The organism is Rhodococcus sp. NPDC003382 (assembly GCF_053589135.1).
The window spans coordinates 1-14,171 of record NZ_JBSFRH010000053.1 but is presented as its reverse complement, the minus strand read 5'-3'; the positions used below and the strand labels follow the sequence as shown (position 1 = coordinate 14,171).

At 68.2% G+C, this 14,171-nt stretch carries 14 protein-coding genes; 10 read left to right on the top strand and 4 right to left on the bottom strand.

Annotated elements, in window-relative coordinates:
* The 3 genes from ACWDUD_RS26120 to ACWDUD_RS26110 are packed head-to-tail and all read right to left on the bottom strand — an operon-like array spanning position 1 to position 3,100.
* Positions 1-783: an enoyl-CoA hydratase/isomerase family protein gene (locus ACWDUD_RS26120; RefSeq protein WP_450111215.1), complete on the bottom strand. Its 783-nt coding sequence runs from the start codon at positions 781-783 to the stop codon at positions 1-3.
* On the bottom strand, positions 780-1,802 hold the full coding sequence (locus tag ACWDUD_RS26115; protein WP_450111214.1) for a phosphotransferase family protein: 1,023 nt from the start codon (positions 1,800-1,802) through the stop codon (positions 780-782). Before ACWDUD_RS26115 ends, ACWDUD_RS26120 begins: the two co-directional genes overlap by 4 nt.
* Positions 1,799-3,100, bottom strand: a complete 1,302-nt coding sequence (locus ACWDUD_RS26110) for an acyl-CoA dehydrogenase family protein (RefSeq protein WP_197257530.1) — start codon at positions 3,098-3,100, stop codon at positions 1,799-1,801. The genes ACWDUD_RS26115 and ACWDUD_RS26110 overlap by 4 nt, the downstream gene beginning before the upstream one ends.
* 101 nt (positions 3,101-3,201) lie before the next feature.
* Between ACWDUD_RS26110 and ACWDUD_RS26105 the strand changes: the two genes are divergently transcribed.
* The 3 genes from ACWDUD_RS26105 to ACWDUD_RS26095 are packed head-to-tail and all read left to right on the top strand — an operon-like array spanning position 3,202 to position 5,097.
* Positions 3,202-3,645 (top strand): VOC family protein, encoded by a 444-nt coding sequence (locus ACWDUD_RS26105; RefSeq protein ID WP_450111213.1) that lies wholly within the window; start codon positions 3,202-3,204, stop codon positions 3,643-3,645.
* Entirely contained in the window at positions 3,642-4,454 is an 813-nt protein-coding gene (locus ACWDUD_RS26100) for an SDR family oxidoreductase (protein WP_450111212.1), read from the top strand. The genes ACWDUD_RS26105 and ACWDUD_RS26100 overlap by 4 nt, the downstream gene beginning before the upstream one ends.
* 13 nt (positions 4,455-4,467) lie before the next feature.
* Positions 4,468-5,097 (top strand): TetR/AcrR family transcriptional regulator, encoded by a 630-nt coding sequence (locus tag ACWDUD_RS26095; protein ID WP_450111211.1) that lies wholly within the window; start codon positions 4,468-4,470, stop codon positions 5,095-5,097.
* 24 nt (positions 5,098-5,121) lie between these two features.
* On the opposite strand, the gene ACWDUD_RS26090 is transcribed toward ACWDUD_RS26095, so the two are convergent.
* Entirely contained in the window at positions 5,122-5,796 is a 675-nt protein-coding gene (locus ACWDUD_RS26090; protein ID WP_248673415.1) for a TetR/AcrR family transcriptional regulator, read from the bottom strand.
* 94 nt (positions 5,797-5,890) lie between these two features.
* Between ACWDUD_RS26090 and ACWDUD_RS26085 the strand changes: the two genes are divergently transcribed.
* The 7 genes from ACWDUD_RS26085 to ACWDUD_RS26055 are packed head-to-tail and all read left to right on the top strand — an operon-like array spanning position 5,891 to position 14,047.
* Positions 5,891-7,186, top strand: a complete 1,296-nt coding sequence (locus ACWDUD_RS26085; RefSeq protein ID WP_450111210.1) for a hypothetical protein — start codon at positions 5,891-5,893, stop codon at positions 7,184-7,186.
* Between the two features lie 7 nt (positions 7,187-7,193).
* A complete protein-coding gene (locus ACWDUD_RS26080) occupies positions 7,194-8,603 on the top strand; it encodes an acyl-CoA reductase (protein ID WP_450111209.1) in 1,410 nt (469 codons plus the stop codon).
* Complete coding sequence (locus ACWDUD_RS26075; protein ID WP_248673412.1) at positions 8,596-9,630, top strand: aldo/keto reductase; 1,035 nt, start codon at positions 8,596-8,598, stop codon at positions 9,628-9,630. The genes ACWDUD_RS26080 and ACWDUD_RS26075 overlap by 8 nt, the downstream gene beginning before the upstream one ends.
* 23 nt (positions 9,631-9,653) lie before the next feature.
* Positions 9,654-11,093: an aldehyde dehydrogenase family protein gene (locus ACWDUD_RS26070; RefSeq protein WP_450111208.1), complete on the top strand. Its 1,440-nt coding sequence runs from the start codon at positions 9,654-9,656 to the stop codon at positions 11,091-11,093.
* Positions 11,094-11,107: 14 nt separating this feature from the next.
* Positions 11,108-11,548: a carboxymuconolactone decarboxylase family protein gene (locus tag ACWDUD_RS26065; RefSeq protein WP_197257543.1), complete on the top strand. Its 441-nt coding sequence runs from the start codon at positions 11,108-11,110 to the stop codon at positions 11,546-11,548.
* Positions 11,545-12,453 carry an NAD(P)-dependent oxidoreductase gene (locus ACWDUD_RS26060; protein ID WP_450111207.1) on the top strand — a complete coding sequence of 303 codons (909 nt, stop codon included), beginning with the start codon at positions 11,545-11,547 and terminating at the stop codon, positions 12,451-12,453. The genes ACWDUD_RS26065 and ACWDUD_RS26060 overlap by 4 nt, the downstream gene beginning before the upstream one ends.
* A 43-nt stretch (positions 12,454-12,496) precedes the next feature.
* Positions 12,497-14,047, top strand: a complete 1,551-nt coding sequence (locus ACWDUD_RS26055; RefSeq protein WP_450111206.1) for an acyl-CoA synthetase — start codon at positions 12,497-12,499, stop codon at positions 14,045-14,047.
* Positions 14,048-14,171 lie beyond the last annotated feature (124 nt).

Sequence of the window (14,171 nt, the reverse complement as noted above, 5' to 3'; positions counted from 1 at the left end):
TCACCTGCCCTGCCATACGGGGGCACGCTTCTCGACGAACGCCGCCGCGCCCTCTTTGGCGTCCGCACTGGAGAAGACGGTGCTCTGCCATTCCTTCAGTCGGGACGCGGCGAGCGCGGAGTCGGACACGGACAGCCGGACCAACTCCTTGCACGCGGCGAGCCCGAGCGGCGCGTTCGCCGCGATCCGCTCCGCGTATCCGAGCGCGGTGTCCAGCACCTTCTCCTGGGCGACCACCGCATTGACGAGTCCGAGTTCGTAGCCTCGGGTCGCGGTGATCGGATCCCCCGTCAACGTCATCTCGAGTGCGGCGCCGACGGGGATACGTGTCCCGATCGTCGTGCCTCCACCGCCCGGGAACAGGCCCCGCTTCACCTCGGGGAGACCGAACTTCGCCTCGGTGGACGCGACGATGATGTCACACCCGAGGAGCAGTTCGAGCCCACCCCCGACGGCGGTGCCGTTGGCGGCGCCCACCACCGGGACGGCGAGTTCCCCGGCGGACAGCCGACGGTAGGCGTCGGCGTCGTCCGGGTTGTCGAACCCCACCGACCTTCCTTCGGCGAACACACGAAGATCCATACCGGAGCAGAACGCGCGGTCGCCGGAGCCGGTGAGGACGATCGCCCGGATCTCCGGATCGTTCTGGGCCTTGCGAGCGGCGGCGCCGAGGCCGCGCATCATCGGACCGGTCAGGGCGTTGCGGGCCTCGGGACGGTCGAGGCGCAGGATCAGGACCGGCCCGCGCCTCTCCGTGACGAGCCCGTCGTATCCGCCGGTCATCCCTTGTAGTCCGTCGACTCGGCGAGTTCCGCCGCCGACTTCATGAGGTTGACGATGACCGGACCGTACGACTGCAGTTTGACGTCGTCGCCCGCGCGCTGGAAGCCCTGTTCGAGGACGATCGCGAGCTTCCACTTCGCCAGCACCAGGTAGTAGTCGAGGTCGTCGACCTGACGGCCGGAGACGTCGGCGTAGTGCGCGAGCATCTGCGAACGGTTCGGCATCCCGGTCAGATCGACGTAGCTGACCGCGCTGTCCTCGATGGCGTTCGTGTCCTCGGGCCAGTTCATGAGCATCCAGCCGAGGTCGAGCTTGGGATCACCGACGGTGCCCATCTCCCAGTCGACGAGCGCCGCGAGCTTCGCGGGAGCACCGTTGCGGTACATCACGTTCGCGAACTGGTAGTCACCATGCATCAGACCCGGGACGTAGTCGAGCGGACGGTGGGTCTGCAGCCACTTGGTGGCGACATCCATGCCCTCGATCTCGCGCGCCTTGATCCGTTCGAAGAATCGGGTCCAGCGGTCGACCTGCCGATCGTGGAAGCCTTCGGGCCGGCCGAGATCCTGCAGTCCCTGCGCTTTCCAGTCGACCTTCGAGAGCAGGGCGATGCCCTCGGCGAGCTGGTAGGCCAGTCCTTTTCGTGCCTCGACGTCGGTGTCGAACGGTGCGGGCCAGGTGCCGCGGTGGTCCATCGGGGACCAGCCGTCGACGTACTCCATGAGGTAGAACGAACGGCCGAGCACCGACGTGTCCTCGCACGCGGCCACGGCTTTCGTGTGCGGGACGTCGGTGCTGTCCAGCGCCTGGATGATGCGCCACTCGCGCATGATTCCGCTGTCGCGGTCGGCGGGCGCGCCGGCCGGAGGGATCCGGATGACGCACGTGAAGTCGTCACGCGTGAGCTTGTAGATCTCGTTCTGGGTTCCGCCGGACAGGTACTCGGCCTCGAGCGGGGCACCCTTGCCGGGCAGGCCCTGCTCGTCCATCCAGGCGGCGAGGCATTCGGTGTCGATCACAGGTTCCCCACTTCGAGTTCGAGGTAGTCGGCGAATTTCGCCCGGGCGGCTTCTTGCTTCTTCGGGATCCACTCCGACGGCCACATGTCGTCGATCGGCTTGTAGTCGCGCAGAACCTGCTTCGCGACCGTCGTCTTGTGCACCTCGGTCGGTCCGTCGGCCAGACCCATCACCGCGGCGCCGTGGATCATCCGGAAGAACGGCATCTCGTTGGTGACGCCGAGCGCACCGTGCACCTGCATTGCGCGCCAAGCGATGTCGTGCAGGACGGTGGGCATCACGATCTTCGCGGTCGCGATGTCCTTGCGCACCTTCTTGTAGTCGTTGTACTTGTCGATCTTCCACGCGGTGTTGAGCACGAACAGCCGGAACTGGGTGAGCTGCGCGTAGGAGTCGGCGATGTAACCCTGCACGGTCTGCTTGTCGGCGAGCCGGCTACCGGCCGTCTCCCGACTGAGGGCCCGTTCGCACATCATGTCGATCGCCTTCTGCGCCAAGCCGATCGTGCGCATGGCGTGGTGGATGCGGCCGCCGCCGAGGCGCACCTGGGCGGCTGCGAATGCCCCGCCCTCCTCGCCGAGCATCGCGTCGGCGGGGACCCGCACGTTGTTGTAGTGGATCAGTGCGTGGGTGCCCTCGTTCATCGGTTCGCCGTACAGCCCGACGTTGCGGACGATCTCGACACCCGGGGTGTCCGTGGGGACGAGGAACATCGACGTTCCCTTGTGCACCGGGACGTCGGGATCCGTCACGACCATCACGATGAGGAACTCGGCGGTCCGGGCGTTGGAGGAGAAGTACTTCCAGCCGTTGATCACCCAGTGGTCACCGTCCTTGACGGCCCGGGTCCGGAACTGCGCCGGGTCGGCCCCGCCCTGCGGCTCGGTCATCGAGTACGAGGAGAACACCTCGCCGTCGAGCAGCGGCTGCAGGTAGCGCTCCTTCTGCTCGGGAGTGCCGTAGTGAGCGATGATCTCGGCGTTGCCGGTGTCCGGTGCCTGGCAGCCGAACACGATCGGCGCCCAGCTCGATCGGCCGAGGATCTCATTGAGCAGCGCGAGCTTCAGCTGGCCGTAGCCCTGACCGCCGAGCTCGGGCCCGAGGTGCGTCGCCCACAGACCCTGTTTCCGGACCTCCTGTTTCAGCGGATCGATCGCCTTGCGGCGGGCGCCGTCGAGCGGAACGAATTGTTCGTGTTCCCAGACCAGATCGAGGGGTTCGACCTCTTCACGCACGAACGCGTCGGCCCAGTCGAGTTTCGCCTGGTACTCGGGGTCGGTTTCGAAATCCCATGCCATTGCGTCTCCTCTCCACGAGTGAGAATATGACTCTTGCAATCAAGAATGCAATTCTGAGACGGGAAACGGCACTGCACAGACGGTGCGCGGAAAGGCGAGCGATGAAGGCCGAAGACCTGTTCCACCTGGGCATCGTGGCGGACGACCCGGAGGCGACCCGCGAGGAGTTCACGGCGCTCTTCGGATACGAGTGGGGACCGGAGGTCGGCGGCGCGGTGCCCGTGACGCTTCCCGCCGGCGACCGCACCGTCGAGCTGCGGTGCGCCTACTCGATCACCGAACCCCGCCTCGAGGTCGTGCGCAGCGTCCCGGGAACGTTGTGGGAGGCCGGCGGCGGAATCCACCACGCCGGATACTGGTCCGACGACGTCGCGGCCGACGCCGCCGCACTGGTCGCACGGGGATTCGTCACCGAGGCCACCCGCGCCGGAGCCGACGGAGACCTGTTCTTCGCATTCCTCCGCGGAACGACCGGACTGCGGATCGAACTCGTCACCCGCGTCGCGGAACAGGGGCTGCAGCAGTGCTGGGGAGCCGGCGCATGACCACGGTGGGCGTCGTGACCGGCGCGGGACGGGGAATGGGGTACGCCTGCGCGCAACGGCTTTCCGGGACGGTGGACGTCCTGCTTCTCGCCGACCGTGATGCCGCATCCGTTGCTGCCGCCGCCGAAGCCCTGGCCCCCGCGGGTGAGGTGGAGCCGATCGTTCTCGACATCACCGACGGCGATGCGCTCACCCGTCTCGCCGACCGCGTGGCCGAACTCGGCACGCTGCGCGCGGTGGCGCACGCGGCGGGGATCTCGCCGACGATGGCGGACTGGCGGCAGATCTTCACCGTCGATCTCGTCGCGACCGCGATGCTGGCCGAGACGTTGCGTCCGCTCGCCACGGCCGGGACCGCGACCGTGTGCTTCGCGTCGATGGCGGCGTCGATGGCGCAATCGGGGCTGACACCCGAGGTCGCCGAGGTGCTCGACGATCCGCTCGGCGCCCGGTTCCTGGACCGGATCCGCGACGCGGCGGGTTCGACCGTCGAGCACAGCGGCGCCGCATACGCGCTGGCCAAGCTCGGCGTGCAGCGGTTCGTGCGCCGCGAGGCGGTGCGGCTCGGTCCGCGCGGAGCCCGGATCTGCTCGGTCTCGCCGGGCATCATCGACACCCCGCAGGGGCGGCAGGAAGCGGAGCACAATCCCCGGATGGCGGGGTTCGTGCAGCAGACCCCGCTGGGCAGGACGGGTCGTGCGGACGAGGTCGCGGCCGTGGTAGCGTTCGCGCTCTCGGATGACGCGGGCTTCCTGAGCGGCACAGATCTTCTCGTCGACGGAGGCGTGTGCGCCGCGATGAGCACGTAGAACAGGGATGACCATGACGGAACCGGCCGACGATCTCGCGTACCGTATCGCGCAGCGCACGCTCGCGAAACGAGGGGACAACTACGCCAACGAGGTTCGCAGTCTCCTCGACGCGGCCGTGGTGGTGATGAAGAAGTCCGGCACGGCCTCGCGCGCGCGGGTCGCGGACATCGTCGCCGAATCCGGCCTGTCGAACGATGCCTTCTACCGGCACTTCCGGTCGAAGGACGCACTCGTCGCCGCGATCCTCGAGGACGGCACCGCGCGCCTGCGCGACTATGTCGCCCATCAGATGAGCAAGGAAACCACGCCGGAGGGGCAGGTCCGGCGCTGGGTCGAGGGCGTGATGTCACAGGGCGCCGACGACGTCGGCGCGGCCACCCGGGCGGTGCTGTGGAACACGGCCGGCCTGGGGGAGTACAGCGAGTCCGGTCCGCCTTCGCCCAGCGGCCCACTCGCCGGCCTGCTGCACGCGCCCTTCGCCGAATTGGGCAGTGTGGACCCGCAGTTCGATGCGAACCTGGCCGCACACGCGACGATCGGCGTGCTCGTCGATCACCTCTGGCGACGGGTCGTGCCGGCTCCCGATGACATCGAGCGGATCACCGCGTTCTGCCTGCGGGCCGCGGCCTCCGGCCGTTGAACTACACAGTGTCCGGACGCTGACCTACTCGGGATCGGAGGGTGCGTCCGGCCGCAGGCTGCGAAGGAAGATCTCCACGGCCATCGCCGTGTGCCGTTCCTGTTCCTCCTCGCTGCGGAGAATGCCGAACGAGGCGAGCCGGGAGGGCGCACCGGTCGCCATGCCGAGGAAGTGCTCGGCGAGCACGTCCGGATCGTCGGCCTGGATCGCGCCGGTCGCGGCGTGCCGTCGCAGCAGGTCGGCGACGAGTTGCCGGCGCGGCCAGAATCCCGTGCCGTACGTGCGCCGGGCGAGGTCGGGATAGCGCGACGCGTGCGCGATGGCGATCTGCTCGAGCTTGATCATCGAGGGATCGAGCGCGCGGCGCAGCGCAGCCTGGGCGATCGCGGTCAGCGCGCCCGGAAGGTCGTCCAGGTCCGGGTCTTCCGGTTCGGGGACGGGCCAGTTCGGCCGCTGGATCGCCCATCCGAGTACGGACCGGAAGACGTCCTCCTTGGTAGGGAACCGGGCGTACAGCGTCGGCTTGGTGGTGCCGGCCTCGGCGGCGATGGCGTTCATGGACGTGCCCTCGTAGCCGTGTTCGAGGAACAGCTTCAGCGCCGCTTCGCGGACGGCCTGGTCGAGTTGGGATGCCTGCTCTCGGGTGGGGCGCCCGCCGCGTCGTGGTGCGGCGGAACCGTCGGGCTTCTGCGATGTCATGAAACGAAGTGTGCCAGGCGATTCCGCTATGGACATTTAACTTGACCGGCGGGTAAAGTTACCGCAGCGAATCCCCCAACGGCCGGAGGCCCACATGTCCGAGACGACCATGCAGCGGGACGTCATCGCCACGCTCGATTCCCATTTCCAGCAGCGCAAGCAGCAGGTCCCGTTGCTGGCGCAGCGCGCCGAGGCGGAGGGCATCACGCAGATCACCTCCCGTGAGGACATGGTCCCGCTGCTCTTCCCCCACACGACGTACAAGAGCTACCCGGAATCCCTGATCGCGAAAGGACAGTGGGCCACCATGAATCGGTGGCTCGACTCCGTGTCGGCCCACCGGGTCACCGACGTCGACGTCTCGGGCGTCACGGACGTGGACGGCTGGATCGAGGCGCTCGAAGCCGCCGGCCACCTCGTGTCCAGCTCGAGCGGCACCAGCGGAAAAGGATCGTTCCTCAACAAGTCCCGGCGTGACCGTGACGCCAACATGCAGAACATGATCGACGGACTGAGCGAGATGGGACTGCCGCCGGAGCGGACCTGGCACGTCATCCCCGTCGGCCCCGACACCGGTCAGAGCGCGCACGTCGCGATGCGCGACATGATCCTCGACAAGTACCGCCGGCCCGACGGCATCCCCCTGTTCGAGGGCACCCCGCCAACCGGTCACCACCGCTACATGGCACGACTGCAGGCGATGCGCCGGGCCATGGCGGACGGCACCGCCGCACCCGACGAGATCGCCGCGTTCGAGGCCGAGGCACAGGCGCGCGCGGCGGAACAGGAACGCCGGCTGCACCACTGGGCCGACCACATCCTGGCCCGTCCCGGCGAGCGGATCTTCTTCAACTCCCAGTTCACCCAGCTGTTCCGGCTCGTCGAGATCCTGCGGGAGAAGGGCGCCCGGGACGGCGACATCACCGGAGCGAACGCGCTGACCGTCGGCGGCGGACTCAAGGGCAACACCCTGCCCGACGACTACCAGGAGCAGATCTTCCGGATGCTGAACATCGCACCGGAGCGATTCTTCCACTACTACTCGATGCAGGAACTCAACCTCCGCATGCCGCGGTGCCTCGGCGGGCGCTACCACGTACCCGACGAGATCGTTCTGTTCGTGCTCGACAAGGACGGCACGAAGCTCGCGGAACCGGACGGCGACACCGTCACCGGTCGCGCCGCATTCTTCGACACGACGGTCGACGGACGCTGGGGCGGAACGATCTCCGGTGACCGCATCACCGTCGACCTCCGCGACTGCCCGTGCGGACGCAGCGGCCCGACCGTCCTGCCCGACATCGCCCGCTTCACCGACCTCGGCGACGACGACAAGATCACGTGCGCCGGCACCATGGACGCCTACGTCCGCGGGTTCATCGAGGAATGAGACGATCATGACCGCAACCACTTCCGCGCCCGCCACGTCCAAGATCCGGGTGCCCCACTTCGTCCGGGGCGAGCTCGTCTGGGGCGAGGAGAGCGAATACCTCTCCCGCGACTTCGGTGTTCCGTTCGTGACACCGAAACTCGAATACAACGGCCTGTTCGCGCCGCGATCGGAGGTCGGCCCCGCGTTCGACGTCCCGATCTCGGAGATCATCGACTTCCTCGTCGAAACCGCGCAGTACCTGACCCTCGACAAGAACGAATACCTGCAGGAATCACTCGAGATGACCGTGCAGGTCAGTGCGCTTCCGCGGCGCATCATCGAGAACACCTTCGCGCGTCCGGGTCAGTTCCTGACGAGGCAGGCACTCGAATACCGGCTCGAGCGCACCTTCGGCAGCCTCGACGTCCTCGACGGCTGGTCCGAACGCACCGACCCGAACGGCAACGTCAGCCGGGTGCGGGCGTTCCCGCCGCGACTGGTCCACATGATGGCCGGCAACTCGCCGAGCGCCGCGATGACCACCATCGCCGATGCCGCACTGACCAAGGGCGTCAACCTGTTCAAGATGCCCTCGGCCGACCCGTTCACCACCGTCGCCGTGCTCCGCACCATGGCCGACATCGCGCCCGGCCATCCGGTGCTGCAGTCGATGTCGGCGGTGTACTGGCGCGGCGGCGACGAGAAGGTCGAGAACATCCTCTACCGCTCCCAGTACTTCGACAAACTCGTCGCGTGGGGTGGCGGTTCCGCGATCGAGAACGCCGCCAAGTACGCGGGACCGGGATTCCAGCTGATCTCGTTCGACCCCAAGGTGTCGATGTCGATCGTCGGCCGTGAGGCCTTCGAATCCGACGAGACGCTGCGCGAGGTCGCCGAACTGGCGGCCCGCGACGCCACGATCTTCAACCAGGACGCGTGCCTCGCGGCCCGGCACATCTGCGTCGAGGGCGACGTCGAACAGACCGACCGCTTCTGCGCCCTGCTGCACGAGCGGCTCGGTGTGGACCGCGATTTCGCGGAAGCCGTCGGACCGAAACCCAACGCGGAGATCCGGGACGCGGTCGAGGGAATGCGCTTCCTCGAACCGGACTACCGCGTGTGGGGCACGTTCGACGGCAGCGGACTCGTGGTCCGCTCGCCGGAAATGGTGGACTTCCACCCGACGAACAAGACCGTCAACGTCATTCCGGTCCAGGACATGCGCGACGCCGCGTCCTACGCGACGGTCGCCACCCAGACGGTCGGCGTCTACCCTGCCCACCGCAAGACCGAGGTGCGCGACCTGCTCGCCACAGCCGGCGTCCAGCGCATCGTCCGCCTCGGCAGCGCCCTCACCGGCAGCATGGGCAGCCCCCACGACGGCATGTACCCGCTGCACCGCTTCGTGAACTGGGTGGTGGACGACGATGCTTGAACCCAAGCCTATGGCGTTGCGGGTCCTGGGCCGATCCGGAATCCGCGTGAGCGAATTCTGCCTGGGCGCGATGACCTTCGGAACCGACTGGGGTTTCGGTGCCGACGAGGAGACCTCCCGCGCGGTCTACCGGGAATACCGGGAGGCCGGCGGGAACTTCGTCGACACCGCGAACAACTACACCGACGGAGCGAGCGAGGAGATCCTCGGCCGGCTCGTCGCCGGGGAGCGCGACTCCGTCGTCCTGAGTACGAAATACACGCTGTGCACGGACCCGGACGACCCGAACTCCGGCGGCAACCATCGGAAGAGCCTGCGCCGCAGCGTCGAGACCAGCCTGCGGCGACTCGGCACCGACTACATCGACCTGCTGTGGGTGCACGCGTGGGACCGGTTCACCCCCGTCGACGAGACACTGCGCGCGCTCGATGATCTGGTGCGTTCCGGCAAGGTTCTCGCGATCGGGGTGACCAACACGCCGGCATGGGTGGTCGCGCGGTCCGCAGCGATCGCGGAGCTGCGCGGGTGGACCTCGTTCTGCGCCCTGCAGGTCGAATACTCCCTCGTCACAAGGACAGCCGAACGGGAACTGCTCCCCATGGCGCAGTCCCACGACCTCGCGATGTGCGCGTGGAGCCCTCTCGCGCGGGGACTGCTCGCCCGGGAACTCACTCCCGAACGGGAGGAGAAGCTCGCGCCGGTCGTGCGCCGCGCCCGCGACACGGCACGGGAGATCGCCGCGGAACTGGGCACCACCCCGGCACGCGTCGCAATCGCCTGGGTGCGCAGCCGCGGACTGCTCCCGTCGATCGGGGCACGCACCGTGGAACAGTTGCGGGACAACATCGGAGCGCTCGCCGTCGATCTCGAGGACGACCATCTCACCCGTCTCGACGACGCCACCCGGATCCGTCTAGGCTACCCCCACGACTTCCTGGACGGCCTGTACGAGAGGCGCACTCTGCCCCCGCCGGTCGCCCCGCGCGACACCCCGGCAACCCCGGGACCCGCGCGGCTCCGAACCTGACGTCACGAAGGGCTGTGAGCTCGATGGACACACTCGACCACTGGATCGCCGGGGCACCGGCCGCGGCGTCGACCGGTGACACCCTGCCGGTCACCGACCCGACGACCGGGCGCGTCACGCACCGCATCGCCCGCGGCACCGGCGCCGACGTCGACGCGGCCGTCAGCGCCGCCGAAGGCGCCGCGCCCGGATGGCGCCGCACCGGTGCACTCGCCCGGGGCAGATTGTTCGTCGAACTGGCGCGGGCGATGCGTGCGGATGCGAAGACGTTGGCGGCCCTCGAGATCGGTGAGACCGGTAAACCCGAGAAGGTCGCGCTCGCCGAGGTGGAGAACTCGGCGCAGTACTTCGAATTCTACGGCGGGCTCACCGGTGGACCGGCCGGGGAGATCCTCGACGTCGAACCCGACCAGCACGTCTACACGCGGCGTGAACCGTTCGGGGTCGTCGGGATCGTCACCCCGTGGAACCTGCCGCTCAACCAGGCGTGCCGGGCGGTCGCACCCGCGCTCGCCGCCGGGAACACCGTGGTCGTCAAGCCGTCCGAGTTCACGTCCTCGTCGTCGGTGCGGCTCGCGCAACTCGCGACCGAGGTCGGGTTCCCGGACGGGGTGTTCAACGTCGTGCTCGGCACCGGCGACGTCGCGGGTGCCGCGCTCGTCGAACACCCCTCGGTCGCGAAGGTCGCGTTCACCGGATCGGTCCGTACCGGACGGGCCATCGGTGCGATCGCCGCGGACCGGATCATCCCGCTCACCCTCGAACTGGGCGGCAAGTCCGCGAACATCGTGTTCGCGGATGCGGATCTCGACGCCGCGGTCGCCGGTGCGGTGCAGGCGTTCACGTCGAACGCCGGGCAGGTGTGTTCGTCGGGTACCCGGCTGCTCGTGCACCGGTCGGTCTTCGACCGGGTCCTCGACGCGGTCGCCGAACGCGCCTCCGCGATCAGGATCGGCGAGGACATGGGACCGCTCATCACGCGCGCCCAGTTCGAGCGCGTCCAGGAATATTTCAAGATCGCCGAATCGGAAGGCGCCCGGGCGGTCACGGGCGGTGCGGTCGCGGCACTCGCCGCCGAGACCGGCGGCTTCTACGTCGAACCCACCGTTTACACCGGGGTCTCCAACCAGGCGCGCATCGCCCGCGAGGAGATTTTCGGCCCGGTCCTCGTCGCCATCCCGTTCGACACCGACGACGAGGCGATCGCGATCGCGAACGACTCGGAGTACGGACTCGTCGCGGGACTGTGGACCCGCGACGTGAGTCGCGCCGTCACCGTCGGCGAGCAATTGTGTGCCGGTCAGGTATTCGTGAACACGTGGTCCACCGGATCGGTGCAAACCCCGTTCGGCGGCTGGAAGCACAGCGGATACGGCCGCGAGAAGGGCGTCGAGGCGCTGCACCACTACAGCCAGGTCAAATGCGTGACCATCAAGCTCGATTCCGCCGGACCGTCGGCGTGAAGGGAACATCCGAAATGGCAGACGAACTCACGGCATCGACGGTCGAGGACGCGCACACGGCGCTCTTCGACGCGGGACTGGCCGTCCGCAGGGAAGTGCTCGGCGACGCCTATGTCGACGCGGCACTCGCGCGGAGCATCGGCACCGACGGTGAAGCGTTGCAGCACTACGTCACCGAATCCGTGTGGGGATCGGTGTGGACGCGACCGGGTCTCGACCGTCGCAGCCGGTCCCTGCTCAACCTCGGCATCCTCATCGCGCTGAGCCAGCACACCGAACTAGCGGTGCACGTGCGGGCCGGGCTCGGTAACGGGCTGACCCGCGAGGAGATCACCGAAGCCGTCGTCCACGCGACCGCATACGTCGGATGCCCCGCCGGTGTCGCGGCGATGCGCGTCGTCCAGGACACGCTGACCGCCGAACTCGGCCCCCTCGGTGGGGAGGACGACGCATGAGCGCCGCCGCTGCGCCCACCAGGGCCGGAATCGTCGGACTCGGCGCTATGGGTTCACCCATCGCACAGAACTTCTCGAACGCGGTGCCGGGACTGCGGGTGTTCGACGCGAACCCGGAAGCTCTGGACCGGTTCGTCGCCGAGAACCCGTCGTCCGTGCGGGCGAACGCCCTCGCCGACCTCGCGGACTGCGACGTCGTGGTGCTCAGCCTGCCCACCAGCGACATCGTCGACTCAGTGCTCCTGGGACCCGACGGGTTGCTCGGCCACCTGCGTCCCGGGTCGATCGTCGTGGACATGGGCTCGAGCGTGCCGGCCCGCACCCAGGCCCTGGCCGAACGAGCCGCCGAGAAGGGCATCGCGATCGTCGACGCCCCGGTCAGCGGTGGTGTCGCGCGAGCGAAACAAGCCGACCTCGCGGTGATGGTCGGCGGCGACACCGAGGCCGTGGAACGGGTGCGTCCGCTGCTCGAGGCCACCGCCCGCGAGGTGATCGTCGTGGGCCCGGCCGGCTCCGGGCACGCCGCCAAGTCCCTCAACAATCTGCTGTCTGCGTCCGGTCTCGTCGCCGCCGCCGAAACCATGCTGGTGGGAGCCAAGTTCGGGATCGACCCGGCGACGCTGCTCGCGGTGATCAACGCCGGCAGTGGACGGAACAACACGACCGAGACCAAGTACGAGAAGTTCGTGCTGTCACGCTCGTTCGCGTCGGGGTTCACCGCGGAACTCATGCGCAAGGACGTGGGCATCGCACTGGATCTCGCGCGCGAACAGGGCGTGAAGATCGCTCTCGGCGAGGAACTCGGCCGGATCTGGAACGACGCGACCGAAGCCCTCGAACCCGGCGCCGATCAGACCGAGATCGTGCGCTATCTGGAAGAGGCCTACGGACTCGAGAGTCCGTAGAACCTCGTAGGTGACCCGAAGATCCCGAGAGAGTGAGGATTCCGTGGCGCTGCCCGCCCTTCTGACCACTCCCGCCGAACACGCCCGGCGCACGCCGGACAAACCGGCGATCATCATGGGCGCCGGCGGTGAGGTGGTCACCTACGCGCAGCTCGACGACCGGTCCGCGCGCCTGGCGCAGGCACTGAGAGACCGGGGGATCGGCGAGGGCGACCAGATCGCGATTCTCATGGAGAACAACCGCGCGTACCTCGAGGTGACGTGGGCGGCGCAGCGATCGGGTCTGTACTACACCGCGATCAACAAACATCTGCGGTCGGCGGAGGTGCAGTACATCCTCGACGACTGCGGCGCCGTCGCGCTCGTGACGAGTGCGGCGATGGCCGATGTCGTCGCAGGTCTCGATCTGTCCCGAATCACCGTGCGTGTCAGTGCATCCGGTGATGTCGACGGATTCGAACGGTACGACGACGTGCTGGCCGCGAGTGAACCGATGCCGGAGGACCAGGCACGCGAGGGCCGCGAGATGCTGTACTCGTCCGGAACCACCGGACGGCCCAAGGGTGTTCGCAAGCCGCTCGTCGCCGTGCCCTTCGGTGATCCCGCCGCGCCCCCGGTGCTCATCGCGAAGGGCCTGGAGATGCGAGGCGCGCTCGACGACGCCGTCTACCTGTCGCCGGCACCGCTGTATCACGGTTCACCGCTGGTGTTCTCGATGTCATGGCAGCGACTCGGCGCCACCGTCGTGGTCATGGAATCCTTCGATGCCGAGCTCTGCCTGCAGTTGATCGAGCGGCACGGCGTGACCGACGCCCAGTTCGTGCCGACGATGTTCGTGCGTATGTTGCGTCTGCCGGAGGAGGTGCGGCGACGCTACGACCTGTCGAGTCTGCGTGAGGTCATCCACGGTGCCGCGCCGTGCCCGGTCCCGGTGAAACGGGAGATGATGAGCTGGTGGGGCCCGATCGTCCACGAATACTATTCCGGCACCGAGGACATCGGCACCGCCTCCATCACGCCGCAGGAGTGGCTGGCGCATCCCGGTTCGGTCGGCCGTCCGATGCAGGAATGCCACATCGTCGGGGAGGACGGCGAGGAAGTGCCCCGGGGGAAGGTCGGCGTCGTGTACTTCGCGGGTGGTCGCCCCTTCGAGTACCACAACGACCCGGCCAAGACGGCCGCGGTCGCGAACGCCAAGGGCTGGAGAACCCTCGGCGACATGGGCTATCTCGACGAGGACGGCTACCTGTACCTGACCGACCGGCTGGCGTTCATGATCATCTCGGGCGGCGTCAACATCTACCCACAGGAGGCGGAGAACGTCCTGTCCGGGCATCCCGCCGTCGCGGACGTCGCTGTCATCGGTGTGCCCGACGACGAGATGGGGGAGTCGGTCCGGGCGGTCGTCCAGCTCGTGGAACCTGCCTGCGCCTCGGCGGACCTCGAGGCGGAACTCATCGCCTACTGCCGATCGGAACTGGCGTCCTACAAGTGCCCCCGCAGGGTCGACTTCGTCGATTCACTGCCCCGCGACCCGAGCGGCAAACTGCACAAGAGACTGCTGCGCGAACAGTATTGGACCGAAGTGGGCTGACGCCCCGGTGTGCCTTTGTGGCGGTCAGGGCCGCCACAAAGGCACACCGGGGCCCGATGCCCCCACCACCGGGCGGGGTGGGGAGGGCGCGGGGGGACAGAAATCCCCCCGGATGGGGGGCGGG

Excerpts from the sequence above, each read along its gene's own strand:
- ACWDUD_RS26070 (WP_450111208.1), top strand. The coding sequence starts at position 9,654 with ATGGACACACTCGACCACTGGATCGCCGGGGCACCGGCCGCGGCGTCG.
- ACWDUD_RS26110 (WP_197257530.1), bottom strand. The coding sequence starts at position 3,100 with ATGGCATGGGATTTCGAAACCGACCCCGAGTACCAGGCGAAACTCGAC.
- ACWDUD_RS26095 (WP_450111211.1), top strand. The coding sequence starts at position 4,468 with ATGACGGAACCGGCCGACGATCTCGCGTACCGTATCGCGCAGCGCACG.
- ACWDUD_RS26060 (WP_450111207.1), top strand. The coding sequence starts at position 11,545 with ATGAGCGCCGCCGCTGCGCCCACCAGGGCCGGAATCGTCGGACTCGGC.
- ACWDUD_RS26075 (WP_248673412.1), top strand. The coding sequence starts at position 8,596 with ATGCTTGAACCCAAGCCTATGGCGTTGCGGGTCCTGGGCCGATCCGGA.
- ACWDUD_RS26065 (WP_197257543.1), top strand. The coding sequence starts at position 11,108 with ATGGCAGACGAACTCACGGCATCGACGGTCGAGGACGCGCACACGGCG.
- ACWDUD_RS26100 (WP_450111212.1), top strand. The coding sequence starts at position 3,642 with ATGACCACGGTGGGCGTCGTGACCGGCGCGGGACGGGGAATGGGGTAC.
- ACWDUD_RS26085 (WP_450111210.1), top strand. The coding sequence starts at position 5,891 with ATGTCCGAGACGACCATGCAGCGGGACGTCATCGCCACGCTCGATTCC.
- ACWDUD_RS26090 (WP_248673415.1), bottom strand. The coding sequence starts at position 5,796 with ATGACATCGCAGAAGCCCGACGGTTCCGCCGCACCACGACGCGGCGGG.
- ACWDUD_RS26120 (WP_450111215.1), bottom strand. The coding sequence starts at position 783 with ATGACCGGCGGATACGACGGGCTCGTCACGGAGAGGCGCGGGCCGGTC.
- ACWDUD_RS26080 (WP_450111209.1), top strand. The coding sequence starts at position 7,194 with ATGACCGCAACCACTTCCGCGCCCGCCACGTCCAAGATCCGGGTGCCC.
- ACWDUD_RS26105 (WP_450111213.1), top strand. The coding sequence starts at position 3,202 with ATGAAGGCCGAAGACCTGTTCCACCTGGGCATCGTGGCGGACGACCCG.